This window comes from Vibrio tritonius, from assembly GCF_001547935.1.
GTDB classification, from domain to species: Bacteria; Pseudomonadota; Gammaproteobacteria; order Enterobacterales; family Vibrionaceae; genus Vibrio; species Vibrio tritonius.
In genome coordinates this window covers 3,327,955-3,353,757 of the sequence record NZ_AP014635.1, presented here as the reverse complement: position 1 = coordinate 3,353,757, position 25,803 = coordinate 3,327,955, and the positions used below count along the sequence as shown (strand labels likewise).

Annotated in this window: 23 protein-coding genes; 16 read left to right on the top strand and 7 right to left on the bottom strand. The window is 43.1% G+C overall.

Annotated elements, in window-relative coordinates; translation table 11 throughout:
• The first annotated feature begins 1 nt into the window (after position 1).
• The 5 genes from JCM16456_RS14940 (at position 2) to tatC (ending at position 3,742) form a co-directional block, all read left to right on the top strand.
• Positions 2–607, top strand: a complete 606-nt coding sequence (locus tag JCM16456_RS14940) for a ubiquinone biosynthesis accessory factor UbiJ (RefSeq protein ID WP_068715697.1) — start codon at positions 2–4, stop codon at positions 605–607.
• A complete protein-coding gene (ubiB, locus tag JCM16456_RS14935) occupies positions 604–2,238 on the top strand; it encodes a ubiquinone biosynthesis regulatory protein kinase UbiB (protein WP_068715695.1) in 1,635 nt (544 codons plus the stop codon). Before JCM16456_RS14940 ends, ubiB begins: the two co-directional genes overlap by 4 nt.
• Positions 2,239–2,280: 42 nt before the next feature.
• Positions 2,281–2,529, top strand: a complete 249-nt coding sequence (gene tatA, locus JCM16456_RS14930) for a Sec-independent protein translocase subunit TatA (RefSeq protein ID WP_068715693.1) — start codon at positions 2,281–2,283, stop codon at positions 2,527–2,529.
• 3 nt (positions 2,530–2,532) lie between these two features.
• A complete protein-coding gene (gene tatB, locus JCM16456_RS14925) occupies positions 2,533–2,919 on the top strand; it encodes a Sec-independent protein translocase protein TatB (RefSeq protein ID WP_068715691.1) in 387 nt (128 codons plus the stop codon).
• 61 nt (positions 2,920–2,980) lie between these two features.
• The gene (gene tatC, locus JCM16456_RS14920) at positions 2,981–3,742 is read left to right on the top strand and encodes a twin-arginine translocase subunit TatC (RefSeq protein ID WP_068715689.1); all 762 of its coding nucleotides are present in this window, start codon (positions 2,981–2,983) and stop codon (positions 3,740–3,742) included.
• Between the two features lie 369 nt (positions 3,743–4,111).
• Here tatC and JCM16456_RS14915 read toward each other — a convergent pair whose 3' ends face one another.
• Positions 4,112–4,873 carry a TatD family hydrolase gene (locus JCM16456_RS14915; RefSeq protein WP_068715687.1) on the bottom strand — a complete coding sequence of 254 codons (762 nt, stop codon included), beginning with the start codon at positions 4,871–4,873 and terminating at the stop codon, positions 4,112–4,114.
• A 195-nt stretch (positions 4,874–5,068) separates the two neighbouring features.
• On the opposite strand from JCM16456_RS14915, the gene hemB reads away from it, so the two are divergent.
• From hemB to JCM16456_RS24550, 3 genes are all read left to right on the top strand, one after another.
• Positions 5,069–6,112 carry a porphobilinogen synthase gene (gene hemB / locus JCM16456_RS14910; protein ID WP_068715685.1) on the top strand — a complete coding sequence of 348 codons (1,044 nt, stop codon included), beginning with the start codon at positions 5,069–5,071 and terminating at the stop codon, positions 6,110–6,112.
• A 792-nt stretch (positions 6,113–6,904) separates the two neighbouring features.
• Positions 6,905–9,697, top strand: coding sequence for a DNA polymerase I (gene polA, locus JCM16456_RS14905; RefSeq protein WP_068715683.1), 2,793 nt, complete (start codon positions 6,905–6,907; stop codon positions 9,695–9,697).
• Positions 9,698–9,890: 193 nt separating this feature from the next.
• On the top strand, positions 9,891–9,938 hold the full coding sequence (locus JCM16456_RS24550) for a hypothetical protein (RefSeq protein WP_438356636.1): 48 nt from the start codon (positions 9,891–9,893) through the stop codon (positions 9,936–9,938).
• A gap of 536 nt (positions 9,939–10,474) precedes the next feature.
• Here JCM16456_RS24550 and yihA read toward each other — a convergent pair.
• Complete coding sequence (gene yihA, locus JCM16456_RS14900; protein ID WP_068715681.1) at positions 10,475–11,143, bottom strand: ribosome biogenesis GTP-binding protein YihA/YsxC; 669 nt, start codon at positions 11,141–11,143, stop codon at positions 10,475–10,477.
• Positions 11,144–11,794: 651 nt separating this feature from the next.
• Here yihA and JCM16456_RS23340 point away from each other — a divergent pair.
• From JCM16456_RS23340 to hemN, 5 genes are all read left to right on the top strand, one after another.
• The gene (locus tag JCM16456_RS23340; RefSeq protein ID WP_082712309.1) at positions 11,795–13,576 is read left to right on the top strand and encodes a family 43 glycosylhydrolase; all 1,782 of its coding nucleotides are present in this window, start codon (positions 11,795–11,797) and stop codon (positions 13,574–13,576) included.
• A 170-nt stretch (positions 13,577–13,746) separates the two neighbouring features.
• Positions 13,747–14,385, top strand: coding sequence for a class I SAM-dependent methyltransferase (locus JCM16456_RS14890; protein WP_068715680.1), 639 nt, complete (start codon positions 13,747–13,749; stop codon positions 14,383–14,385).
• Entirely contained in the window at positions 14,385–14,963 is a 579-nt protein-coding gene (gene yihI, locus JCM16456_RS14885) for a Der GTPase-activating protein YihI (RefSeq protein ID WP_068715677.1), read from the top strand. The genes JCM16456_RS14890 and yihI overlap by 1 nt, the downstream gene beginning before the upstream one ends.
• Positions 14,964–14,972: 9 nt before the next feature.
• Positions 14,973–15,464, top strand: a complete 492-nt coding sequence (locus JCM16456_RS14880; protein ID WP_068715676.1) for a DUF2489 domain-containing protein — start codon at positions 14,973–14,975, stop codon at positions 15,462–15,464.
• A 139-nt stretch (positions 15,465–15,603) separates the two neighbouring features.
• Positions 15,604–16,992: an oxygen-independent coproporphyrinogen III oxidase gene (gene hemN / locus JCM16456_RS14875; protein ID WP_068715674.1), complete on the top strand. Its 1,389-nt coding sequence runs from the start codon at positions 15,604–15,606 to the stop codon at positions 16,990–16,992.
• A 61-nt stretch (positions 16,993–17,053) separates the two neighbouring features.
• On the opposite strand, the gene JCM16456_RS14870 is transcribed toward hemN, so the two are convergent.
• From JCM16456_RS14870 to hemC, 4 genes are read right to left on the bottom strand one after another with little or no spacing between them, the layout of a single operon-like run.
• Positions 17,054–18,229 carry a heme biosynthesis protein HemY gene (locus tag JCM16456_RS14870; RefSeq protein ID WP_068715672.1) on the bottom strand — a complete coding sequence of 392 codons (1,176 nt, stop codon included), beginning with the start codon at positions 18,227–18,229 and terminating at the stop codon, positions 17,054–17,056.
• Positions 18,229–19,371 (bottom strand): uroporphyrinogen-III C-methyltransferase, encoded by a 1,143-nt coding sequence (locus JCM16456_RS14865; protein WP_068715670.1) that lies wholly within the window; start codon positions 19,369–19,371, stop codon positions 18,229–18,231. The genes JCM16456_RS14870 and JCM16456_RS14865 overlap by 1 nt, the downstream gene beginning before the upstream one ends.
• A 17-nt stretch (positions 19,372–19,388) precedes the next feature.
• A complete protein-coding gene (locus JCM16456_RS14860; protein WP_068715669.1) occupies positions 19,389–20,120 on the bottom strand; it encodes a uroporphyrinogen-III synthase in 732 nt (243 codons plus the stop codon).
• A 2-nt stretch (positions 20,121–20,122) separates the two neighbouring features.
• Positions 20,123–21,061, bottom strand: coding sequence for a hydroxymethylbilane synthase (gene hemC, locus JCM16456_RS14855; protein ID WP_068715666.1), 939 nt, complete (start codon positions 21,059–21,061; stop codon positions 20,123–20,125).
• Positions 21,062–21,418: 357 nt separating this feature from the next.
• Here hemC and JCM16456_RS14850 point away from each other — a divergent pair, with 357 nt between their 5' ends.
• The gene (locus JCM16456_RS14850; RefSeq protein WP_068715664.1) at positions 21,419–23,947 is read left to right on the top strand and encodes a class I adenylate cyclase; all 2,529 of its coding nucleotides are present in this window, start codon (positions 21,419–21,421) and stop codon (positions 23,945–23,947) included.
• A 53-nt stretch (positions 23,948–24,000) separates the two neighbouring features.
• Here the strand turns inward: JCM16456_RS14850 and cyaY are convergent, their stop codons facing one another.
• On the bottom strand, positions 24,001–24,315 hold the full coding sequence (cyaY, locus tag JCM16456_RS14845; protein ID WP_068715662.1) for an iron donor protein CyaY: 315 nt from the start codon (positions 24,313–24,315) through the stop codon (positions 24,001–24,003).
• 75 nt (positions 24,316–24,390) lie between these two features.
• Here cyaY and lptM point away from each other — a divergent pair, with 75 nt between their 5' ends.
• Together lptM and lysA are read left to right on the top strand one after the other, a co-directional pair.
• Positions 24,391–24,516 (top strand): LPS translocon maturation chaperone LptM, encoded by a 126-nt coding sequence (gene lptM / locus JCM16456_RS23335; protein WP_082712308.1) that lies wholly within the window; start codon positions 24,391–24,393, stop codon positions 24,514–24,516.
• A gap of 30 nt (positions 24,517–24,546) precedes the next feature.
• A complete protein-coding gene (gene lysA / locus JCM16456_RS14840) occupies positions 24,547–25,800 on the top strand; it encodes a diaminopimelate decarboxylase (protein ID WP_068715660.1) in 1,254 nt (417 codons plus the stop codon).
• The last annotated feature ends 3 nt before the right edge of the window (positions 25,801–25,803 follow it).

The following is a 25,803-nucleotide window of genomic DNA, read 5'->3' as shown; positions in this document are numbered from 1 at the left end:
CATGCCGTTTGAACCTCTGGTGACTGCGGTCATCGAGACAACATTAAATACGCTGATTCAAGATAACCCTGATTTAGTGCGTCGTTTGGCTCGTTTAAAAGGCCGGGTTATTCAGTTGCATCTTAAAGAGCTTGATAAAACATTAACCTTTGTTTTTAGTCAGCAGGTGGATGTGTTAGCTCGTTATGAAGGTCAGCCGGATTGTTATCTTTCCTTGCATCTATCGATATTGCCAGAACTACGTGAACACTCGAATATCACTCGACTGATTAAACAGGATAAGTTGGTGCTGGAAGGAGATATCCAACTAGCCCAAAAATTCGCTCAGTTAATGACAGACAGTAAGCCCAATGTGGAAGAATGGCTGTCTCGCGTGACTGGTGATGTGGTGGCCCATACGGTTGTACAGGGTGTGAAAGAGGTGTCAGGCTTCCTGCATGAACATTTTGCTCGTCATCAAAGCCATCTTGGACAAGTGCTGACAGAAGAGTGGCGTATGGCTCCTCCGCCGTTAGAAATCGCCGATTTTTGCGATCAAGTGGATGAGGTAAAAAGCCGAGCTGCTCGTTTGGAAGCGCAATTGCAACAACTAATGGATAGAGTATGACTCCTTCGGAAATCAAACGTCTTTACCGTATTATCAAGGTTCAACTTGAATACGGTATCGATGAATTACTTCCTAACCACCAACTGACCAAAGCGCCGTTGCTGGCTCGTAAATCGCTGTTTTGGATTCGTAATAAATACCCAGAAAAGCCTCTTGGTGAACGTCTGCGGTTAGCTCTACAAGAACTCGGCCCTGTTTGGATTAAATTTGGCCAAATGATGTCGACTCGTCGCGACCTATTTCCTCCACACATCGCAGACCAATTAGCGTTATTACAAGACAAAGTGTCTCCGTTTGATGGCCAGTTAGCGAAAAAACGTATTGAAGAAGAGCTGGGGGGACCTGTTGAAAATTGGTTTGATGAGTTTGATATTGAGCCGTTAGCGTCCGCTTCGATTGCTCAGGTACATACCGCACGCGTAAAAGAAACACAGCAGGAAGTGGTTCTTAAAGTGATTCGACCCGATATCCGTCCGGTTATTGAGGCCGATTTGAAATTGATGTATCGCTTAGCACGTATGGTCGCTAAGTCGGTACCCGAAGCTCGCCGTTTAAAGCCGGTTGAAGTGGTTCGTGAATATGAAAAAACGTTGATTAGCGAATTAGATTTGCGTCGCGAAGCCGCCAATGCCATTCAGCTACGACGGAATTTTGAAAATAGCGAAGAGCTTTATGTTCCTGAAGTGCTGCCCGATTTCAGTAATGAAAGTTTAATGGTCTCCGAACGAATTTATGGCATTCAAGTATCCGACATAGATGCACTTGTTGCTAATGGCACGGATATGAAGCTTCTTGCTGAACGGGGCGTTAGTGTGTTTTTCACGCAAGTGTTTCGAGATAGTTTCTTTCATGCCGATATGCATCCAGGGAACGTTTTTGTTAATCCAACCCATCCGGAAAACCCGCAATGGATTGGTTTGGATTGCGGAATCGTGGGCACACTCAATAACGAAGATAAGCGCTATTTAGCAGAAAACTTTCTGGCGTTTTTCAATCGTGATTACCGCAAAGTGGCACAATTGCACGTGGATTCTGGTTGGGTCCCATACGATACCAACGTCGATGAGTTTGAAGTCGCAATACGTATTGTGTGTGAACCAATTTTCGCTAAGCCATTATGTGAAATCTCGTTTGGGCATGTGTTGTTAAACTTATTTAATACAGCACGTCGCTTCAACATGGAAGTGCAGCCGCAATTGGTCTTACTGCAGAAAACATTACTCTATGTCGAAGGTCTCGGGCGTCAACTTTATCCTCAGCTCGATTTGTGGGATACGGCTAAGCCATTTCTAGAGCAGTGGATGAAACAGCAAATTGGACCGCACGCGGTTTGGCATGCGTTTAAAGAACGAGCGCCGTACTGGGTAGAAAAATTACCTGAACTACCTGAGTTACTTTATGATAGCCTCAAACAAGGTAAGGTGTTGAATCAGCGAATGGATCAACTTTATCAGGGCTATCGTGACAATAAGCGGCAGCATGCCACTGGTAAATTTTTATTTGGAATTGGCGCTACTTTGGTTGTCTGTTCTGCGATATTGTTTACCAGTCATTTGGATCAGGTATCGCTTGGTTGCGGTATTGCCGGTGTCCTATTTTGGTTGTTAAGCTGGCGTGCTTATCGCCGCTAAACTCGATGTTAACCAGTTCATTAATAACCCGAGGGATGGAAAATGGGTGGAATCAGTATTTGGCAACTTCTTATTATCGCGGCCATCGTTGTTTTGCTCTTTGGAACAAAGAAACTACGTACGATGGGCACGGATTTAGGTAGTGCAGTAAAAGGATTTAAAAAGGCAATGGCAGATGAAGAGAATACAGCTGCCACTAAAGACGCTGATTTTGAACCGAAAAACATTGAACAGCAGAACAGCGCTCAAAAGGCGACTGCTGATGTAAAAAAAGACAAAGAGCAGGCCTAAGTCGTGTTTGATATCGGTTTTTGGGAACTGGTATTAATCTCCGTTGTTGCTCTGGTTGTTCTCGGTCCTGAGCGTTTACCTCATGCCATTCGCTCTGTCGCAAAATTTGTTGCAGCCGCGAAGGGGATGGCGAATAACGTGAAGGATGAATTGACTCAAGAGTTAAAAATTCAAGAGTTACAAGAGAACTTACGTAAAGCTGAAAAAATGGGGATGAAAGATCTTTCTCCCGACGTACAAAAGAGTGTCGATGAGTTGAAAAAAGTCGCTCAAGAAGTACAGCACCCTTTTGCAACAGAAGCGCAGCCGGAAGCGTCATCTCAATCAGAGGAGATTAAAGTGCAATCTCAATCTTCTACCTCTGCAAAAGTGACTAATAAAGCCGACTAATCTTTATATAAAGAGTTACCTTGACGGTAACTCTTTTTGATCCGCTAATCATGGGGTTTTAATGTCTTCAGCCGAACAAGAGCAAAGCCAACCGCTGATTGCTCATCTGCTTGAGCTTCGTAATCGTATCTTGCGAAGTGTTGCTGCTGTGATCATTGTCTTTTTGGCGTTGGTATATTTTTCAAACAACATTTATGAATTCGTCTCTAAGCCATTGGTCGATAAATTGCCTTATGGTGCGAGCATGATAGCTACCGATGTTGCATCACCGTTTTTTACTCCGCTAAAGTTAACGTTAATCACAGCGGTATTTCTTTCAGTTCCGTATATCCTTTATCAAGTTTGGGCCTTTGTGGCTCCTGGGCTGTATAAGCATGAGCGGCGCTTAATTTTTCCATTGCTTATTTCCAGCTCGGTCTTGTTTTATCTTGGGGTGTCGTTTGCTTACTTCGTTGTTTTCCCGTTAGTGTTTGGGTTCTTCACGGCCATCTCATTAGGCGGTGTGGAGTACATGACGGACATTACCAGCTATCTTGATTTTGTATTGGCACTCTTTATGGCGTTTGGGATTGCGTTTGAAGTGCCTGTGGCCATTATTTTATTGTGCTGGACCGGGGCAACCGATGTTAAGAGTCTAAAAGCAAAACGTCCTTATATTATTGTCGGTGCGTTTGTTGTGGGTATGCTGCTAACACCACCCGATATGATTTCTCAGACCTTGTTGGCAATACCGATGTGCTTATTGTTTGAGGTAGGGATGTTCTTTGCTCGATTTTATGAGCGAACAGAGGATGCTGAAACGGAAGGGAATTCCCAAGGCTAAAAACGAAGAAGCGGCTCAAAGCCGCTTCTTTTTTTAATGTTTGGTTGTTCTGTTTTGGAGTGATTTGTTGGTCGTTCTAAAACGAATCAATAGCACTTCTATTTTACAACCACCTTCTCACCGCATTGACGGCAGATATATACTTCTTTAACACCAGTAAGTTTTTGCCATACGGTGCGATGTTGTCGCTGAAGGTGATTTTTATGATCACATTTTGCACGGTGCTGAGCACTGTCTAGAGTAGTTTGATTAGCCATGACGTATATATTTTTTTGATAGTAATACCCTGAATGGTATATGTAATATATCGTCAATAATGGGATCTATGCCACAGTAATTTTTATTTAAATGCTATCTATAGATTTATAACTATAACCTAAACAATTTCTTAGCATTATTTGTCGTGATTTTGTCTATCTGACAAACATTTGACATGGTGAGGTCTGCAATTCGCTCTAGTACCAATTTAGTGTAAGCTGGCTCATTGCGTTTACCACGATGAGGCACTGGTGCAAGGTAAGGACAATCGGTCTCTAGAATTACATAGTTGAGATCGAGATGTGGGATCACTTTATCCATGCCACCATTTTTGAAGGTTGATACGCCACCTAAACCTAAGTGAAATCCTAACTCATTTATCTTTTGTGCTTCTTCTACCGAACCTCCAAAACAGTGGAATACGCCTTGTAAACGACCATCTTGCTCTTTAGCAAGCAGAGTAATGGTATCTTCCATCGAATCTCTGGTGTGAATGACCACTGGGAGGTTCTTTTCTTTTGCCCAACCTAGCTGAGTGACAAAAGCAATCTCTTGCTCTTGTTTGAATGTTTTATCCCAATACAGGTCGATACCAATTTCACCTACGGCAATAAAAGGGTGGCGATCAAACCAGTCGTACATGGTGGCTAATGTGGTTTCAAAATCGGCGTTAACGTCGGTAGGGTGTAATCCCATCATCGAACGACAGACGCTAGGGTAGGCTGCTTCGGTTGCGAGCATTGGATCGATGGATTCCAAATTGATATTCGGTAGTAGAATTTGTTCTACTCCTTGCTCTAGAGCGCGTTTGACGACCTCATCTCGGTCAGCATCAAATTCTGCAGCATAAATATGGGCGTGAGTATCAATCATGGTCTCATCTCAACGTTACTTAGGTTGGCGGGTAGTATACGTCAATAGTGCCATACAATCATTGGAGGGATTTATTTTCTCCGAAACCTAGCGTTGAGATTCGAGAGTGATATCATTTCGGCAACACTTCCCAAGATAGCTCAACCATTGCCTGTGCACGCGAGTGCCTGCGATGCCATAAATAAGGAGAGTAAAGTGTCCGTATCCATTCAAGGTCAATTCCCCGGCCGCCGTCTACGTCGTATTCGTAAACATGATTTCAGTCGTCGTTTAGTGGCAGAAAACACCTTATCAGTGAGCGATTTAATCTACCCAGTATTTGTCTTAATGGGTAAAGGTCGCCGTGAAAGCGTGGAATCTATGCCAGGTGTTGAACGTTTATCTATCGATCTATTGGTGGAAGAAGCGCAATATCTAGCAAATTTAGGTGTTCCAGCGTTGGCTCTTTTCCCTGTGGTGAATCAAGATGTTAAAACCTTGGATGCTGCCGAAGCATACAATCCTGAAGGCTTAGTGCAGAGAGCTGTACGTGAATTGAAGGCCCATGTTCTTCAGATGGGAGTTATTACTGATGTTGCTCTTGATCCTTATACTACACATGGTCAAGACGGTATTATTGATGAAACAGGCTATGTGCTTAACGAAGAAACGACAGAAGTATTGGTGAAGCAGGCTTTGTCGCATGCTGCTGCAGGTGCTGATGTTGTAGCGCCTTCCGATATGATGGATGGTCGCATTGGTAAGATTCGTGAAGCGCTAGAAGAAGCTGGCCATATCTATACTCAAATTATGGCTTACTCTGCTAAATACGCATCTTGTTATTACGGTCCATTCCGCGATGCAGTTGGTTCTTCCGCGAACCTAAAAGGCGCAGACAAGAAAAATTACCAAATGGATCCTTCTAACAGTGATGAAGCTTTACATGAAGTGGCGATGGACATCAATGAAGGTGCCGATATGGTGATGGTAAAACCGGGTATGCCATATTTGGATGTAGTACGTCGTGTAAAAACAGAACTGCAAGTTCCTACCTTCGCTTATCAAGTGTCAGGTGAATACGCAATGCACAAGGCGGCTATCATGAATGGTTGGCTAAAAGAGAAAGAGACTGTGATGGAATCTTTGATCTGTTTTAAGCGTGCTGGTGCTGACGGTATTCTTACTTACTTTGCGAAAGATGTCGCCGAGTGGTTAGCTGAAGATAACGCAGAAAAAGCTCAATATTTACGTAAAAAATAGTCGAAATACGATTGAAATGTATTGAAAGGGTTAACTTGTGTTAGCCCTTTTTTTTGCCTATTAAATTGCGAAACAGATCACTTTTGTGACACGTATAAAAAATAAATGAGATTTTTTCTCATTTAAATGTTGACTATTAAATGAGAATAATTATTATTAACCATGTCTTAGGGAATGACGCTCTTTCTTAAACGTTTTATCGGTTCTGAACATTCTTGGTCTTAAGCGGTAAGTGGATAAGAAGTGCAAGAGTTCTTTTTGACACGACATTGCTCACATTGCTTCCAGTGTAATTTAGGCTTTATGGTGGGGCTGGTTCTAAATTGGCTTCAACCTGTATCGCTAGGCGACATCTTATGATGTCGCTTTTTTTATTTTAACTCTTCTTATTTTTATCCTCACTTTATCCAACGGTTCTTTTTTCTTCTCGTTATCTGAGAGAATTGTTGAAAGTTTCTTCACTAAGATCCGATCGTGATCCCATAGCTTAGAAAAGTTTCGCCATAATCTTGTCCACAAAGTGAAATTGATGATCGATCCATTATTAAAAGTTCGATCTAATAAAAAATCATTACAAAACAGTGGCTTATTTTTAATTGGGGTGTTGTTTATTGGTGTTTAATAACCAGTGGATAAAATATATGAACAGAGTTATCCACAGGGTGGTGGTGGATCGTGGAAATATTAAACAATGGAATGTTTGTACTCTAAGCTGTCGTAACGTAGAAACGAATCGGCAGTCGTGGCATCCTTAGTAAAAATAGATTATCCCAATTGGACAGCAAACAGATTATGGCCAGCATACCTGATAACCCACTCATTCTTATCGATGGTTCTTCTTATTTATACCGTGCGTTCCATGCCTATCCCGGCACGATGAGTAACGGTGAGATTCCAACTAATGCCATTTACGGTGTCGTAAACATGGTTCGCAGTATGATGCGTCAATTTGCGTCCGAGCGTATTGCTGTTGTATTTGATGCGAAAGGCAAAACATTTCGTGATGACATGTATCCGGAGTACAAAGCCAATCGTCCATCGATGCCAGATGAGTTACGTTGCCAAATAGAACCACTGCATAAAATTATTAAAGCTTTAGGCTTGCCTCTGATTTGTGAAACAGGGGTGGAAGCCGATGATGTTATTGGTACGCTCGCTAGCCAAGCATCAAAAGCAGGAATGCCGGTGTTGATCAGTACCGGTGATAAAGATATGGCTCAACTTGTCGACGATAACGTTACCTTGATCAATACCATGACGAATGTGGTGATGGATCGCGAAGGTGTGATTGATAAGTTTGGTATACCACCAGAGTTGATCATCGATTATCTCGCTCTTATGGGAGATAAGGTTGATAACATTCCTGGTGTTCCCGGTGTTGGTGAAAAGACAGCTTTAGCATTATTGCAGGGAATAGGTGGTTTGGATGAGTTGTACGATAACCTCGATAAAATTGCACCGCTGGGTTTTCGTGGTTCAAAAACCATGGCTAAGAAGTTAGAGGATAATCGAGATAATGCGTATCTGTCTTATAAGCTGGCGACAATCAAGTTAGACGTTGATATGCCGTTTACACCAGAAAGCCTATTAAAGGAAACTCCGGCCAAAGATGAGCTTATTGAGATGTACGGCAAAATGGCGTTCAAATCATGGCTATCTGAACTTTTAGAAGGTGGGGATGGTACAGTTGTGGCTGACGAGAAGTCTGCTGCAGGGCGTTATAACGCCCCAGAAAAAGCAGCAGAAGCCATCTCTATGGCGACTAAAATCGATCGTAGCCAATATAAAACAGTACTGACAGAAACAGAGTTCAATACGTGGTTAGAGAAATTAACCGCAGCTGATGAATTTGCTTTTGATACTGAAACCGACAGCCTTGATTACATGGTTGCGAATCTTGTTGGTCTCTCTTTTGCCATCAATGAGGGGGAGGCGGCTTACGTTCCCGTTGCTCATGATTACCTCGATGCTCCAGAGCAGCTATCGCGTGATTGGGTACTTGCACAATTAAAACCGCTGCTAGAAAACCCTCAGCAGGGTAAAATTGGTCAGAATTTGAAGTACGATGCTAGCGTGTTAGCGCGTTACGATATTCATATGCAAGGTATCAAGCACGATACTATGCTCGCTTCCTACGTTTACAACAGTGTGGGTGGCAAGCATGATATGGACAGTCTTGCTCTGCGTTTCTTACAACACAGCTGTATTTCATTTGAGCAGATTGCGGGTAAGGGTAAAGCTCAAATCACCTTTAACCAAATCGATCTTGAACAAGCTGCGCCTTATGCAGCGGAAGATGCTGATGTGACTTTGCGTTTGCACAACCAAATCCAATCATTAATGGAAAACGAGCCTGAATTACAAAAGGTTTATCGTGAAATTGAAGTGCCGCTTGTTCCTGTCCTGTCTCGTATCGAGCGTACAGGAGTACTGATTGATGACATGTTGCTTGGGGCTCAGTCGCAAGAAATTGCCCAGCGTCTCGATGAGCTAGAGCTCAAAGCCTATGAGATTGCAGGTGAGAAATTCAATTTAAGTTCACCAAAACAACTGCAAACCATTCTGTTTGAAAAAATGCAATTGCCGGTGGTGAAGAAAACGCCGTCAGGCGCACCTTCGACCAATGAAGAAGTTCTACAAGAACTGGCATTAGATTACCCATTGCCTGCAGTCATTTTAGAATATCGTGGCTTGGCCAAACTGAAATCGACTTACACCGATAAACTGCCGAAGATGATTAACCCAACGACTGGACGTGTGCATACTTCCTATCATCAAGCGGTTACGGCAACAGGGCGTTTGTCGTCAACGGATCCTAACTTACAGAATATTCCTATTCGTAACGAAGAAGGTCGCCGTATTCGCCAAGCGTTTGTTGCACCACATGGTTGGAAAATCATGGCGGTCGACTACTCGCAAATTGAGTTGCGTATTATGGCGCATCTTTCAGGCGACAAAGCGTTATTGGAAGCGTTCCAACAAGGTAAAGATATTCACGCAGCGACAGCGGCAGAAATCTTGGGCACCACGATTGACCATGTTACCAGCGAGCAGCGTCGTCGCGCTAAAGCGGTTAACTTTGGTCTGATTTATGGTATGAGCGCGTTTGGTCTAGCAAAACAGCTAGGTATTCCTCGTGGCGAAGCGCAGCACTACATGGATACTTACTTTGAGCGTTATCCTGGTGTAATGCAGTATATGGAAGATACGCGCAGCCGAGCTGCAGAAAAAGGGTATGTTGAGACCATCTACGGCCGCCGCTTACATTTACCTGAAATTCAATCACGTAATGGTATGCGTCGTAAGGCTGCTGAACGAGCGGCGATCAACGCGCCAATGCAAGGTACAGCCGCGGATATCATTAAAAAAGCGATGCTGCTGGTGGATGAGTGGATTGAGAAAGAAGGTGATGGTCGCGTGAAATTGCTAATGCAAGTACACGATGAATTGGTTTTTGAAGTGAAAGAGGAAGCTTTGTCCGAAATTGAAAGTAAAGTACAAGAATTGATGGAATCGGCAGCAGAGCTCAACGTGCCACTTGTGGCGGAAGTGGGTCATGGTGACAACTGGGAACAAGCCCACTAGATTAAATCTCACACAAAGATCCTAAATATTATGAGCCAGCGCACATTCGCTGGCTTTTTTGTACGTTTAAAAAACAAAGCGTTAAATAGTCGCTCATGTTGTTTAACAAAACTATCATGAAAAAAACTTACAAAAAGTATTTTCATTTCTGACCAAATGTTGTACATTAACTTCCGTAGGGTACAGAGGTAAGATGTTCTATCTTTCAGACCTTTTGTTTCACGTTATTGGATTAGGCTGATTCAGCCGCCCCAGTCACTTTTTTGACTGGGGCGTTTTTTATTGTACGCTATTCCAATGGTTACCTAGCTTCTATCCATTTTTACCCCAGTCTAATTTTGTTTCTCTTTTCGATATCTCTCTTTCTCTTTTTGTGAAATATACGCACAAAGCGAACTTATTTGTTTGTTTTTTAATCTCTTTTGAGATGAGTGATAATTTGACTGAATTATTCAATTCTGTAATAAAGCTTCATTCACACTTCGATTATTTATTCATAGAAAATAAGTTGCATTAATTTCATGCGATTTTAGGTAAATACAATAAAAACATATAGTTAATATGTCTTTGTTTGGGGTGGGGTGCGTGTTTTTGGTGCGCTGATGATATTGAATTTTGTGATGTATTGGAGAATACTCAAACCGTATCTATTTCAATAACTCCAAGATCTCTCCCTTTTTCCCACTTCGGTGGGGATTTTTCTTTGCCGAAGAAGAGGGGAATAATAAAAAGCCCCGCATGGAATGCAGGGCTTTATAGTCGGAAAAAGAAGAGTAACTACTCTTCGTCACCTAGAAACTCAATTTGATTACCCTCGCTTTCTGCGAGTGCTAGCTGCTCAACCATTGGTGCATACCATTCATCAAGACGAGCGCGTAGGATGTCGACACCGATACCACTTAATGAAGAGAACGCATCGACTTTTACGTCGCCACCGAAAGATTCAGCATCTTTACGTACTTGCAGTACTTGTGCCTTACGAGCACCGCTTTTTAGTTTGTCTGCTTTAGTTAATAACACTTGAACAGGAATGCCACATTGGACAGCCCAAACGACCAATTGTTGATCGAGATCTTTCATTGGATGGCGGATGTCCATTAGAACGACCAAACCTTTTAAGTTTTCGCGTTTTTGCAGGTATTCACCGAGTGATTTTTGCCACTTTTTCTTCATCTCAAGTGGTACTTGAGCAAAACCGTATCCTGGTAAATCCACAATGTGACAGCCTTCAGCCACTTTAAATAAGTTGATGAGCTGAGTACGTCCCGGCGTTTTACTGGTTTTCGCTAAGCTTTTTTGGTTGGTCAAGCGGTTAAGAGAGCTTGATTTGCCTGCGTTAGAACGTCCAGCAAACGCAATTTCAATACCTACATCCATCGGAAGATGGCGAATGTCTGGGGCACTCGTAATGAAATGCGTGTTTTGATAATGAATTTTAACGCTCACTCTGTTTACTCCATCTTGACGTTTACCGTCAGTCTCGCTTAATGGTCGACCTAATGCCGAAAACCAATAATTGTAATGTGCTGAATATATTTAAAATATTTAGATGATTCTGTGTGCCTAGCGATGTTCAAGATGAACACAAGCGACAAACAATCTCGCATTATACCATGACTATTGTAGGAAATTACATGTTTGGGCAGATCCACCGTAATCATGGTTTGGTGTGAGGTGAGCTGTATGAGTAAAAATGGAATCATGTTCTCGAGCTGATTTAATTCGAAGAACAAATATTTAAATCTACAAATATGCATGTTGATTCTTATTTGGGGAGCTTTACAGTGAATGAACTTACAGACCCAATACGGAAAGATCTCAACTTACCCATGTTACTTTGGTAAGGCGAGAATCTGCGGGCAATTTGGGTGAGTTGCAACACAATGCAGACTTATACCCAAATGACCTATTTGGAGGTGCTATTGGCATCTCAACGATTTCTTAGAACGATACGGGATTGAAGTCGGGAAACAAGCGAAGGTCGAAACGTGTCGCCATTTCATTGGCAGTGCAGTGCCTAATACAAGAGTCTGAAGCGTCGATAGTGAATCGGTTAATTCGCTATCTATTCGATATTCTTATTTAGGAGACTTTGGAATGAAATTCACCAGGTATTCGAGTGCGTTTACCGTACTAACGTGTTTGTTGGGTTCTACTGTGGCTTTTGCGAGCAATCCGATTGTTAAACATATATATACCGCTGATCCAGCAGCAGCGGTATTTGATGATACTGTCTATGTTTATACAGGTCATGATGAAGCGGGAATTAATGATAGTAATTATGTAATGGATGATTGGCATGCTTTCTCTTCAAAAGATTTAGTGAATTGGACCGATCACGGAGAAGTGCTGTCATTAGACGACTTTACTTGGGCATCTGCGGATGCATGGGCTGGACAGATCATTAAACGTGGCGATCGCTATTATTGGTATGTCCCAGTTAATAATGACGATGATGGTTGGTTTGGCATTGGAGTGGCTGTTGGTGATTCTCCAACAGGGCCTTTTCATGATGCGATAGGTCATGCGTTGGTTACCGACAGCATGACGCCGAATGAAACACTCGATATCGACCCAACTGTGTTCATTGATAAAGATGGTCAAGCTTATTTGTACTGGGGTAATGCGACTGATAGCGGCATCATCAAGATGGTCAAATTAAAAAGCAATATGATTGAACTTGATGGGGATATCGAAAGTATCGATACCGATCAAGTTCCCGCTTTTACTGAAGCCCCATATCTGCATGAACGTAACGGTATTTATTACCTTTCTTATGCTGCGAGCTGGCCTGAACGAATTGATTATTCGACGGCAGATAATCCGATGGGACCATTTACCTACCAAGGTACCATTCTTAATGCTGATGATGTGAGTTCACCCACCAGTCATCAGTCTATCATTCAGTATCACGATCAATGGTATTTGGTTTATCACAATGCCGACTTGCCTGACGGAGGGGAATATCGGCGTAGCGTCGCTATCGACAAACTGTATTACGATGATGCGGGTAATATAGAAAAAGTGATTCCGACGGAAGCTGGTGTGGGTACCGCTGGCATATCCGGAGAATTCATCATAAAAAACGCACAAACAAACCTGTGTTTACAACCCTATCGTACCGATGGTGCGAATGGTTCGACCTTAACCCAGCAAGCGTGTGATAGCTCATTGAACCAGCGCTTTGTGTTGCATCATAACTTAGACGATAACTATCAAATAGAACATGAGAAAACGCATAAAGTGCTGGCGATGGGGAATGGCGCATCGAACAACGGGGCTGGGGCCGTACTTTGGTCAAATGACGGTGGACTGAATCAACATTGGCAAGTGAAGAGCCTATCAGAGAATGATGATCTTTATGCCATTACCAATGCTCAAACTGGCCAGTCATTAAGCTCTGCTCCTCAAGCTCGCAAGGGGCAAGCCACCCCCCATTCCCAACAGCAACAATGGTGGCTACTACGAGCCGATACGGTGCAAATTGAACCGGTTAATTACCCCGATTATGTATTATCGTATCGTGCGAATGGGGTGTGGCTAGAATCGACGCCTGATCCTGTAGAATCGAGTGAGTTCCGTATGGTTGCTGGTTTGGCCGATGGAAGTGGGGTGTCATTTGCTTCGGTGCAACACCCTGGCTATTACCTGCGTCATCGTAATTTTGTGCTCTACCTTGAGTATGATAATGGCAGTGATACTTTTACTGAAGATGCGACTTTCTATCGAAGAAAGGGTCTAGCAAGTGATGCGAATGTATCGTACGAATCTTACAATTATCCAGGTTACTACATTCGTCACCAGTACTATCAACTTAAGCTCTCTCCCAAAGGGGATATATCAGATAGCGCTGATGCTACTTTTATTGAAGTAAAATAGAGGGTTATAAGTAAGGTAGCCTATTGTAATAACCATTGACCACAAAAAAGCGGCAGATGTGACTGTCGCTTTTTCTTATTTTTATATCAATTTTTGGGAATTTGTACGTAAACTCTCCACTAAACGAGGGATTTCTGGTATGTTGCGCATCCCATGAAAGGAGGTCAGCTATGCATACTTGCCCTTTATGTCATCATGAAGAGACACAAGCATACTTTGAAGATAAAGTTCGTTCTTATCTTCAATGTCCACAGTGCCAGCTGGTCTTTGTGGCTCCCGAACAGCGATTAAGCTCTGAGCGGGAAAAAGCATTTTACGATTTACATGAAAACGATCCTGCTGATGCAGGGTATCGCCGATTTCTTTCCCGTGTATGTGATCCTATGATTGAGCGTTTAGCCCCTCAATCTTATGGGTTGGATTTTGGTTGCGGTCCTGGCCCCACATTATCATTAATGTTGGAAGAAGCTGGGCATCAGGTTGCGTTGTACGATATTTTTTTCCATCCTGATAAAGACGTTTTGAATGTAACGTATGATTTTATGACTGCGACAGAAGTGATTGAGCATCTGCATGATCCTCACACTGTGTGGCAGCAATGGTTGAATTTAGTTAAGCCGGGTGGCTGGATTGGTCTGATGACCAAGATGGTTAAAAACGTAGAGGCGTTTGCTGGATGGCACTATAAGAGCGATTTAACCCATGTGGTGTTCTTTAGTCGCGAAACGTTCCAGTTTCTGGCTGAGCGGGATAAGCTCGAACTTGAATTTATAGGCAATGATGTAATTTTACTGAGGAAACCCCAGTAATGAGTCGCTCAAAAAAATCCAGAAAACCTGGTAGCAATGGTGCTCCTGATGTCATCGTCGTTCGTAACCGTAGCGAAGCCGATGTAGAAGGTCGCCTACGCAAGAAACAGAAAAAACATAAAGGCTTAAAGTCTGGTAGTCGTCATTCTGTTGCTCAAGAACACGCAGCTAAAGGTTCTGCTCAAGGTAAAGACCCTCGCATTGGTAGCAAAAAGCCAATTCCACTTGTCGTTGAGGCGAAGAAAAAGCCAAACAAACAACAACGTCGCGAGTCTGCAGAAAAAGAGTTGGAGATGTTGGAAAATGATGCACAACTGAACGTGCTACTAGACCGTATCGACAATGGCGAAAAATTGGGTGCGGGCCTACAAAAATACGTAGATGAAAAACTTGATCGCATTGAAGTGTTGATGAAGCAACTTGGTCTGTACGATGATGCGGTAGAAGAAGATGACGAGGAAGAGTTCGAAGAACCTGCAATCGTTCCTGCTTCAAAAGAAAAATCACGTCGTTCATACAGTGATGAAGAGTTGCTTGCGCAATTTGAAGACACTGATTTGGATGAATATAAAGACTAAGGTGAGAAGATGAATGTAACCCTATTAGCTATCGCTGGCGCTCTGATTATAATTGGCCTGGCCTCCTACGCGGGTTACCTTTTACTGCAATTGAAAAAGCAGAAAGTACTTCAAGCTCAGCATAAGGCGTTAGCCATTGAAAAGCGCAACGCCAATATCTTTGATAGCGTAAATATTCTTTGCTTAGCAGTGATTCAGGGGCAATGTGATGTTTCTGAAGCGAGCATCCGTATCTATAACATTATGGATTATGTTCAAGGTGAGCAACGCGTTGCGGACTTTGAACAGGAATATCCTGCGCTGTCTGAGCTGTACCATATTGTCAAAGATATGGCTCGTGGTGATGCGCGTAATGAGCTTCCTAAGCGTGAGCGTATGGCTCAAAACTTGGCAAGAATGAAAGCAGAAAGCCGATTATCAGATGCCATTGTTGATGAGCTCAAAGGTTTACAAAAGCGTATTGCTCCTCTGAATAACCAAATCTCTATTCAGATGATTTAAGTTATACAGACCAGCCTTGGTTAGTGATCAAGCTAACAAATTCGAACATTAACTCATCATTTATCTAATTTGCCACCCGACGTATCCGCGTCGTGTGGCAAAATATTTTTTCACTGGTTATTTAGCGGAAAGAATTATCATGTCGTTGTCAGTCGTGTCGAGTCAACAGATCGTTTGGGATCAAGCCATTTTAGACAAGTACAACTATTCTGGCCCCCGTTATACCTCTTATCCGACGGCGCTAGAGTTTCATGAAGCGTTCACTATTGCTGAATACGACATGGCATGCACCGAATACCCGGAGCGACCATTGTCGCTGTACGTGCACATCCCGTTTTGTCATAAGCTTTGTTACTACTGTGGTTGTAATAAAATCGTAACTCGTCATGCAGAAAAAGCTGATGAGTATCTCGATATTCTGGAGTTGGAGATTCGCCAACGCGCTTCGTTGTTACAAGGCCGAAGAGTTACGCAGCTTCATTTCGGAGGCGGCACGCCAACTTTCTTAACGCCAGTACAAATTACACGAGTCATGACGCTATTGCATGAAGAGTTTGATTTTGATGCTGACGCTGAAATCAGTATCGAAATCGATCCCCGTGAAATAGAGTTGACCATCTTAGACCATTTGCAGCATGAAGGTTTTAATCGCATCAGTATTGGTGTTCAAGACTTTAATCCGGAAGTGCAAAAACTCATTAACCGTGAGCAAGATGAACAGTTTATTGTTGATTTGGTCGAGCGTGCAAAACAGTTAGGATTTCGCTCAACAAACCTAGATTTAGTGTACGGGCTACCTAAACAGACCGCAGAAAGCTTTGCCAAAACATTACAGCGTATTATCGATATTCGTCCGGGACGGGTCTCTGCTTTTAACTACGCACACATGCCTAATATTTTCGCTGCTCAGCGAAAAATTAAAGACGATGATTTGCCCAAAGCCGAAGAAAAAATGACGATTTTGCAGCAAACGATCGAAATGTTAACTGGTGCGGGCTACCAGTTCATAGGTATGGATCACTTTGCTTTGCCTGATGATGAATTAGCCGTCGCTCAACGCGAAGGTAAGTTGCACCGTAATTTCCAAGGTTACACAACGCAAGGTAATTGCGATTTAGTGGGTTTTGGGGTGTCTGCTATTTCTATGATTGGTGATGCTTACGCACAGAACCAGAAAGAACTGAAAAAGTACTATGCTCAAGTGGATGAAATGCGTCATGCGCTGTGGAAAGGTGTATCGCTTGATGGAGATGATTTGCTACGTCGTGAAGTGATTAAGCAATTGATTTGTAATTTTAAACTCGACAAGCAAAGTATCGAATCTCGCTTTAGCTTACGTTTTCATGATTACTTCAAACAAGATTTAGCACTGCTTCAAACCTTCATTGATGATCAGCTAGTCACTGTTGATGAGCGTTATATCGAGGTCACGCCGCGCGGTCGCTTACTGATTCGTAATATCTGCATGTGTTTTGATAAATATTTGCGAATGCGAGCGCGTCAGCAGCAGTTTTCGCGAGTTATTTAATCTTTATCTAATTGTTTACCATAAAAAAACCAGCTTGCGCTGGTTTTTTTATGATGCGAATTTACGGCAGTAATGATAAGGCTTTTTGCGTAACATCATGAGCTGCTTGCGTCATGTCTTGTTTATCCAGCGCTTGTGCCAGTAAAGCATAGTCCGACACACTTGAGCGCATTGACAGAGCATGCTCGAAGTGGCTTTGGGATTTCGACCAGTGTTGCTGCTGTAAATAAATGCGTCCCAGAGCGCTATGAGCTTCAGCGTTGTTTGGTGACTTATCAATAATCTTTAGCAGCATAGTTTGTAATGCAGAGTGATAGTCACTGGGCAGTTCTGGTAGCATTGCATACAACTCACTAGATGGTGCTGATTTGAGTTGCTTTCGAATGAAGTTATAAGCAACCGCATCTTGATGAATGGTCATCAACTGCTGAGCCAGACTTGCCACTAATGCTGGCTCTTTTTTCGCTTTACGCGGCATGCTATCCCAATACTCAAGCAAATCATCACTACGTTGGCGGGTTGCAGTATGCGCCAACATTCCTTGATAGGCTTTAATGGTGAGTTGTTGCTCTTCTAGTGCAGATAGCTGACAGTATTTCAGAAGTTTAGGTAGCAGTTCAATGAGTGGCTGCCACTCCTCTAATGCCAAATAAATCTGTTTGAGCAAAGAGAGTAATATTGGATTGTTAGGGTTGGATGGTTGCAGTGATTGCAAGGTTGTCAGTGCTTTCTTCCATTCACTTTCTTTCACCCACATTCTGGCTCGAGTGAGTTCTACTGCTAATGTCGCTTCATCTTGTTCACTGGCTAAGGCAAGGTAGCGATCGCGTTTGTCATTGTTACCTACGCTTTCTGCTGCTTCAGCGGCAATCAGATAGCAAAGTAGGGGTTTATCATGGTGCTTAGCCCAACGAACAACCTTTTTCTCCGCTTGTTTAAAATCCCCTTCGAGCAGTTTTATGATGCCTTCATTGGTCAAGCGGCGTGAGCGACGCATCTTACGTAAACTAAACCAGTTTAGAGTATTAAAGCTGGTACTTAAGACTTTTTTCACTATGTATTCAATGAGAAATACGACTGCGAGCAGGGCAATGAACATGATTACGAGTGTTGTCACGCTCATCTCTAGCGTTTTATTCGCGATAGAGATAAGCACATAGCCTTGTTGACCAGAGTACTCAGTACCGACAAACAGTCCTGCACCAAGGATAATAAAGAGCAGTATTGCTTTTATCATCAGTTTTCCTCCCCAGTCATTGAGGTAACCTCACGACGTAAACGCTCACGAATCAGGTCAGATAGTGGTTCTTGCGACACGAGCTTCACTGGGTAAGTGACCTTGATTTGTTGTTTTGCAAGCTCAGCAATAGTGTTTTGGAAGCTTTTTACCCCTTTGTCATCTGGGTTGAAGAAAGAACCTGACCATGTTTCTGCGGTAGTGAGAGAGCTAGTGAATACCTCTGGTTGGCGATCGTAAACGGCGCGGATAGCGGTTTCGAGTTTTGCTTTTAAGTTCTCTCGTAGGTAGAAATCTTGTTTCGGTGACAACAAAGGAATGACATTACCATCGCGACTGCGGAAGGTAATAAAGTTGGACGCGAAATCTTTTAGCGACGTTATCAAATTGTGTCGCCAATCGTTGATGTCTTGCGATACCACCTCATGGGTTTCTTGTTGCGCTTCAGGCAAGATAGCGTTTGCTAACGGTAATTGGTCGATTTGCTGTTCTAAACTGACTAAGCGCAAAACTAATCCATCTCTATCTATCAAGGGAATGGATTTAAGAGCGGTGATGTCACTCGACATCGCCTGACGTAATGTAGTCAAACTAGGGTCGTTGAGTGCGGCAATTCGTTGGTCAGCGCTCTCCATCAATTGAGTCGCGGTTTCTGGGTCATGCTCAAGATAGAGCTTACGTCCCGCCATTTTCACCAAATAATCCGCTTCAGCCAGTAGCCAGTCGTTTGGTCGGCGACCTTTTACATCGGCAATGGCTAGTTGCAAGCTTTCAATGCTTTTTTGTTGTTGGCCTAACTGTGTTTCGGTTTGGCTGGAAATGGTTTTTGCTGTGCTATCCAAGTGCTCTTTATTTTGTGCCATTTGCTGTTGCAATTGTTGTTGAGTAGAGAGCAATTGAGTTTGCAGTTGGGTTAATTCTGCTTGGTATTGTCGTTGTTGATATTGACTATAAAGAGCTAAAGAACCACTCAGAACAAGGGATAGTGCGATAGCAACGGCTCCCAGACGTATCGCCTTTTTGTCTTTATTTGATGATGGCGAGGAGGCATCTTGGCGGGATGTGGTCGGTGACGATTCAGGAATAGAAGTGCTTAGACTGTCGTTTTCAGGTTCAGTTTGCGAATTGTTGTTTGTTGTCATTGCTAGAGTCCTGTCGGTTAGGGCTGCAGAGCTGCCACTAAAGCTGAATTACTCGCGCTGCCAGTCGCGATTACATCATTAAAACCCATAAGCCGAGCTTCGTGGGCGGTTCTATCACTAGGAACCAAAAGGCGTAACTGTGTTATCCATTGTGATAGCTGAGAGCCAAATTGACTCACAAAATAAGTTAACTGTTGGCTACTGGTCACAATCATGGTGTCGACTTGAGCGTTTTGCCACTCAGAAAGACACGCTTGAGCATCAAAAGGGCGCTCCACGCGCTGATAAACTTCTTTATAGCTGACCTTAGCCCCACGATGCGTCAGAGTATCGTAAATCAATTCTCTACCACCATTACCGCGTAGAATAAGTACTCGAGCTTGAGTCATCGATTGAAACTCTTCGAGGGCAAGTAAATGTTCACTATCGCTGATGAGAGGGTAGTTTACCGCTTGTCCGGTTACTTTGCTTAGACACTGAGCGGTTTTTTGACCAATGGCGACATAGTGACAGGTTGCTGGCCAACTATGTTGATGGGTTTGTAAATAGTGATGACTCTGTTCTACCGCGTGTTGGCTAACGGCAATCACCAGATCGCAAGCTTGTAATGCTTCGCTAAGGTCAGCTAAATCTGAACCAGGGATAATATCAATAAGTGGATGATAAACCGTTGCCACTCCAAGCTGGTTGAGCTGCTGACACAGCTCAATTCCTGCTTGCTCTGGGCGAGTTACCAACACAATTGGCATGATTATTCGTGCTCTGAATAGAGTTTAGTCAAAATTTCAGCCGCGCCGTCATTTAGCAATTGTTTCGCTAAAGTAATGCCCAATTGCTCCGCGTCGTTACGTGAGCCGCGAATTTCCCCACGAATGATCTGTGAACCATCTGGCTCGCCAACTAATGCGCGCAACCAAAGTTGGTCATTTTCTAAAATAGAATAACTGCCGATAGGCACCTGACAGCCACCTTCAAGAGTGATATTCATGGCGCGTTCGCACGTGACGCGATCGGCTGTATCTCGATGGTTTAGCGGCTCAAGAAGGGTAAGTAATTCACTGTCGTCGAGGCGGCACTCAATGCCTACCGCGCCTTGGCCTACTGCGGGTAAGGACTGTTCTGGTTCGATGAAACTACGAATACGTTCTTCAAGATTTAGACGTTTTAAACCGGCTGCGGCAAGTATGATCGCATCATATTCCCCCGCATCTAATTTACCTAAGCGGGTGCCTACATTGCCGCGCAGTTCTTTGATAACAAGATCTGGACGTGCTTCTTTGATTTGGCATTGGCGGCGCAGGCTGCAAGTGCCAACAATGGCACCTTGTGGTAGTTCATCGATGTTTTGGTAGGTGTTTGAAACGAACGCATCGCGAGGGTCTTCACGTTCACAGATAGTCACTAAACCAAGACCTTCTGGAAACTCTACTGGTACATCTTTCATTGAATGAACAGCAAGATCGGCGCGACCTTCGAGCATTGCGACTTCAAGTTCTTTAACGAACAGGCCTTTCCCACCAACTTTTGCAAGGGGCGTATCTAGGATAACGTCACCGCGAGTCACCATTGTAACTAGCTCTACAGCGAGACCTGGATGAGCTTGTTCTAACGCGTCTTTGACAAAGTTTGCTTGCCAAAGCGCAAGAGGGCTTTTACGAGTTGCAATACGTATCGGTGTAGTTCGAGTCATGACTTATCCATTGAAACTGGCTGTAAAAATTAAGCACATCCTACCATTTTGGAGGGGAAATTCTTACTATTTGATGTGTTAGACGCTAAGAGGTGCCCCAATTATTTTCATTAAACAAAATAGTGTGATTTGTATCTCGTTTAAAATATGCACTATGATTATTCCACAAACGTTGTAAGCTCAATTTGGCAAACGGAATTAGCCACTCTCTGTTTGGCTATGGAACTTTGGGCTAACTTCGTTCAAGATAGCTTTACCGTGATTGATTAAAGTGTTAAATTGATCACGTTTTATTGGCTTGTTTGCTCATTAAATGAACAAAGAGGCCTTGTTTAGTGTATCAATTAGGACGTTACCTTGCGGTCTTACACAGCGACTTTAATCAAACGAGTAGATAAGCTTAACCAGCAACGCACAGAGCGAGCGCTGGCGCTTATGAATTTGCAGAGTCAACGTGTCTTTCATTTGATCCCAATGTTGCTTCATTTTAATCACCCGCAAATTCCAGGGTATTACGATGACAAAGTGCCTTTTGGTATCCAACATTTCCAATTTAATGATGTTCAAGAGCAATTCGTTGCCGATCTTCATCTTACCGCGTCGAAGCCCCTTATTAATGCAGATGTGCCCGATATTCTTGCGTTATACACCATGGGCAGTACCTCTTCTATCGGACAAAGTACTTCAAGTGACTTAGATATTTGGGTTTGTGTTTCTTCTTCTATGCCTTGTAAAGAAAGAGAAAACCTAGGTAATAAGTGCTTATTGATTACTGAGTGGGCAAAAGGTCAAGGGGTCGAAGCGAACTTCTTTATCATGGACGAAGAGCGTTTTAGGCATAATCAGTCTGATGCGATGACGGGTGAAAATTGTGGTTCTTCACAACATCTTTTGCTCTTAGATGAATTTTACCGCTCAGCAATGCGCCTAGCGGGTAAACGTCTTTTATGGCATATCGTTCCCCCTGAAATGGAAGAGTGCTACGACGAATATGTTAATCAGCTAAATCAAAATGGCTATATCCAAATTGATGATTGGATCGATTTCGGTAAATTAAATGGCATCCCTGCTCAAGAGTATTTTGGCGCTAATTTATGGCAGTTATACAAGAGTATCGACTCGCCGTACAAATCAGTGCTGAAGGCCATTTTGCTCGAAGCATATTCGTGGGAGTACCCTCATACCCAGCTTTTAAGTGTTGATACAAAACGACGCTTCTTTACTCATGAGCCTGATCTTTATGGGATGGATGCGTATTACTTAATGCTGGAAAAAGTGACGCGTTATTTGGAGCGTATCGGAGATGAAACGCGCCTAGAGTTAGTTAGACGTTGTTTCTATCTAAAAACCCACGAAAAATTGTCTCGTGAGCCTGGTGTTGGATCTGTTGCTTGGCGTCGCGAAGCCATGCAAGAATTGACTCAAAGCTGGCATTGGTCGCCAGAGTTGATTCGTGAGTTAGATAACCGCCGTCACTGGAAAGTTGAGCAAGTAAAGATCATGCACCATGCATTACTTGATGCATTGATGCAAAGCTATCGTAACTTGATTCAGTTTGCGCGTCGTAATGATATTACCTCTGCGATCAGTCCGCAGGATATTTCTATCCTTGCTCGTAAGCTGTATGCCGCTTTTGAAGTATTACCTGGCAAAGTCACTTTACTCAATCCACAAATTTCGCCAGATTTACATGAGCCAGATTTGTCGTTTATTGAAGTACTTTCTGGTCGAGCTAATAAGCCTGGATGGTATCTCTATAAGCAGCCTCTTCAGCCAAAACGTATGATTGGCCAGCATTATCTCGAACATAACGAGTATTTAAGTAAGCTGGTGGCATGGGCTTTTTTTAACGGCTTGATTACGGAGTCGACGCGATTGCATGCAGTCATTCGTGATGCTTTCCTTGATATCGACAAGTTCTATCAAATGGTCAGTGATTTGCGTAATACCTTTTCGCTGCATAAACGCCGTCCGACTATGCAAGCGCTGGCCAGTCCTTGTGAGATTAGCCAAATGGCAATGTTCATCAATTTTGAGAAAGATCCTACCGCAGAGCTTGCGGGGAAAACTCTGAAAATTGATTTAAAGAATGTGGATATTCTCAGTTTTGGCGATGAGCAATATAGCCTGATTGGTAGTGTGGACTTAGTGTATCGAAACTCATGGCAAGAGGTGCGGACGTTGCACTTCGAGGGTGAGGCGGCGATGATTGATGCACTCAAAACGGTGTTGGGTAAGATGCACCAAGATGCTTTGCCTCCGGAGTCTGTTGATGTTTTCTGCTATAGCAAAAACTTTCGTGGCGTAATGCGCAATATGGTGTACCAATTGTTGGCTGAATGTATTGATTTGCGTCTCAAGCCAATGGAGCAAGAAAAACGTCGTCGTTTTAAAGCGTTACGAATTGGACGTCAAATGTATGGTCTGTTTTTTGAACGTCGTGGCGTTTCTGTGCAGAAGCTTGAAAATTCGGTCGATTTTTACCGCAGTATTTCCAGTAATAAACTGAGTGGTTCTCCGCTGTTGATGCTCGATAAAGAGCATGACTATCAGTTACCAGACGTTGTCGATGGTTTTGCTAGTGAAGGTTTAGTGCAGTTCTTCTTTGAAGACACCGACAAAGGCTTCAATATCTATGTATTAGATGAAGTTAACCGCGTTGAGGTGTATCACCAGTTCAGTGGTGAAAAAGATGAAATGATCGCTTCGGTTAATGGCTTCTATACGTCCATTAAAGATGAAAACAACTTAGCGTCTAAGTTTATCAACTTTAATTTGCCGCAATATTATCAAGTGGTTCATCCTGTAGAAGGGGATAGCTACGTAGTTCCTTATCGAAATGATTCAGTGGTTTACTCCAAGCCCATCAAAGCAGTGAATGCTTAAGCCTGCCATTATTCAAAAGTAAAAAAGAGCATCGAGATGCTCTTTTTTGCGATTTAAGACCAGCTAATCTCTTCATCGGCGTGTTTTTCACACTCTTGTTTCACCATAGTAATGAACTCAACACCGGTCTTGGTACATAACCATTGTGACCCGTCATAGCGGAAATGAAAGCCACCTGATCTAGATGCTAACCAGATTTCTTTCATTGGCTCTTGGCGGTTAATTACGACCTGACTACGGTCTTCGAATTCCAATGTCATAACATTACCAACCGTTTCGTAATCGATATCTGCTTGTGAGTCATCTATCATTTCTTCAACAGTTTGAAGTTGAATGTCAACGAGTTGATGAAATTCAGTTTCATTCATCTTGTCTATCCTATTGCTTTTCCTGACTGTGGTGCGATTATAGGGGGCATTGATTAAATAATCACGAATTGCAAAATGAAAAAGACCATCACCACACTGTTTTTGTTATCTGCGCTGACTCTAGTAGGTTGCGGCCAAACTGGACCATTGTATATGCCTAGTGATACTCAGCAGGATTCACAAACTTCGCAAACACAGTAAATTCAATACAAATCGAAAAAGGAAATAATCTTGGATTACTTTAATTATCAGGATGATGGCCAACTTTGGGCAGAGAATGTTCCACTGGTTCAATTGGCTGAGCAGTATGGCACTCCACTTTACGTATATTCGAGAGCAACGTTAGAGCGCCATTGGCATGCGTTTGATAAATCGGTTGGTGAGCATCCTCACTTGGTTTGTTATGCCGTTAAAGCAAACTCAAATATCGGTGTTTTGAATACATTAGCTCGCTTGGGATCTGGATTCGATATCGTATCTGGTGGTGAGCTTGAACGTGTTATTGCCGCTGGCGGTGATCCTGCGAAAATCGTTTTTTCTGGCGTCGGTAAAACGGAAGCTGAGATCAAACGCGCTCTCGAATTAAAGATTAAATGCTTTAATGTGGAGTCAGAACCAGAACTGGAACGATTGAATAAAGTTGCATCTGAAATGGATGTAATTGCACCTGTATCTCTGCGTATCAACCCAGATGTCGATGCGAAAACGCACCCTTATATTTCGACAGGGTTACGTGATAATAAATTTGGTATCGCTTTTGATCGTGCACCACTAGTGTACAAATTAGCAAGCACGCTTCCTCATCTAGAAGTTAAAGGTATCGATTGTCACATCGGTTCTCAATTAACAGAGATTGAGCCTTTTATCGATGCAACAGACCGTTTGTTGGCCCTGATTGATAATCTTGTTGAACAAGGTATCCAAATTAAGCACCTTGATGTGGGTGGAGGCCTTGGCGTTATCTATCGTGATGAATTGCCTCCACAGCCTTCAGAGTATGCTAAAGCGCTACTTTCACGCTTGAGTAATCACCAAGACCTTGAACTGATTTTTGAACCTGGCCGAGCCATTGCTGCTAACGCAGGCATTTTGCTAACCAAAGTCGAGTTTCTAAAACACACTGAACACAAAAACTTCGCTATTATCGATGCAGCGATGAATGACTTGATTCGTCCGGTGCTATACCAAGCGTGGCAAGATATTGTTCCTGTCGTTCCTCGTGAAGGCGAGGCTCAAACTTACGATTTAGTGGGGCCTATCTGTGAAACCGGGGATTTCCTTGGAAAAGATCGTTCATTGGCGTTAGAAGCTGGAGATTTACTGGCGGTTCGTTCTGCTGGTGCGTATGGTTTTGTGATGGCATCAAACTACAATACTCGTACTCGTGCCGCAGAAATTATGGTTGATGGCGAAAAATCTTACGTTGTTCGTCAGCGCGAGGAACTTGCCAGCCTTTGGGCTTTAGAAAGTATCTTGCCGGAGTAGTAG

What these genes read in the sequence shown, in the direction of transcription:
- JCM16456_RS14940 (WP_068715697.1), top strand. Translation starts at nt 2, where the DNA reads ATGCCGTTTGAACCTCTGGTGACTGCGGTCATCGAGACAACATTAAAT.
- ubiB (WP_068715695.1), top strand. Translation starts at nt 604, where the DNA reads ATGACTCCTTCGGAAATCAAACGTCTTTACCGTATTATCAAGGTTCAA.
- tatA (WP_068715693.1), top strand. Translation starts at nt 2,281, where the DNA reads ATGGGTGGAATCAGTATTTGGCAACTTCTTATTATCGCGGCCATCGTT.
- tatC (WP_068715689.1), top strand. Translation starts at nt 2,981, where the DNA reads ATGTCTTCAGCCGAACAAGAGCAAAGCCAACCGCTGATTGCTCATCTG.
- JCM16456_RS14915 (WP_068715687.1), bottom strand. Translation starts at nt 4,873, where the DNA reads ATGATTGATACTCACGCCCATATTTATGCTGCAGAATTTGATGCTGAC.
- polA (WP_068715683.1), top strand. Translation starts at nt 6,905, where the DNA reads ATGGCCAGCATACCTGATAACCCACTCATTCTTATCGATGGTTCTTCT.
- JCM16456_RS23340 (WP_082712309.1), top strand. Translation starts at nt 11,795, where the DNA reads ATGAAATTCACCAGGTATTCGAGTGCGTTTACCGTACTAACGTGTTTG.
- JCM16456_RS14890 (WP_068715680.1), top strand. Translation starts at nt 13,747, where the DNA reads ATGCATACTTGCCCTTTATGTCATCATGAAGAGACACAAGCATACTTT.
- yihI (WP_068715677.1), top strand. Translation starts at nt 14,385, where the DNA reads ATGAGTCGCTCAAAAAAATCCAGAAAACCTGGTAGCAATGGTGCTCCT.
- JCM16456_RS14880 (WP_068715676.1), top strand. Translation starts at nt 14,973, where the DNA reads ATGAATGTAACCCTATTAGCTATCGCTGGCGCTCTGATTATAATTGGC.
- hemN (WP_068715674.1), top strand. Translation starts at nt 15,604, where the DNA reads ATGTCGTTGTCAGTCGTGTCGAGTCAACAGATCGTTTGGGATCAAGCC.
- JCM16456_RS14870 (WP_068715672.1), bottom strand. Translation starts at nt 18,229, where the DNA reads ATGATAAAAGCAATACTGCTCTTTATTATCCTTGGTGCAGGACTGTTT.
- JCM16456_RS14865 (WP_068715670.1), bottom strand. Translation starts at nt 19,371, where the DNA reads ATGACAACAAACAACAATTCGCAAACTGAACCTGAAAACGACAGTCTA.
- JCM16456_RS14860 (WP_068715669.1), bottom strand. Translation starts at nt 20,120, where the DNA reads ATGCCAATTGTGTTGGTAACTCGCCCAGAGCAAGCAGGAATTGAGCTG.
- hemC (WP_068715666.1), bottom strand. Translation starts at nt 21,061, where the DNA reads ATGACTCGAACTACACCGATACGTATTGCAACTCGTAAAAGCCCTCTT.
- cyaY (WP_068715662.1), bottom strand. Translation starts at nt 24,315, where the DNA reads ATGAATGAAACTGAATTTCATCAACTCGTTGACATTCAACTTCAAACT.
- lptM (WP_082712308.1), top strand. Translation starts at nt 24,391, where the DNA reads ATGAAAAAGACCATCACCACACTGTTTTTGTTATCTGCGCTGACTCTA.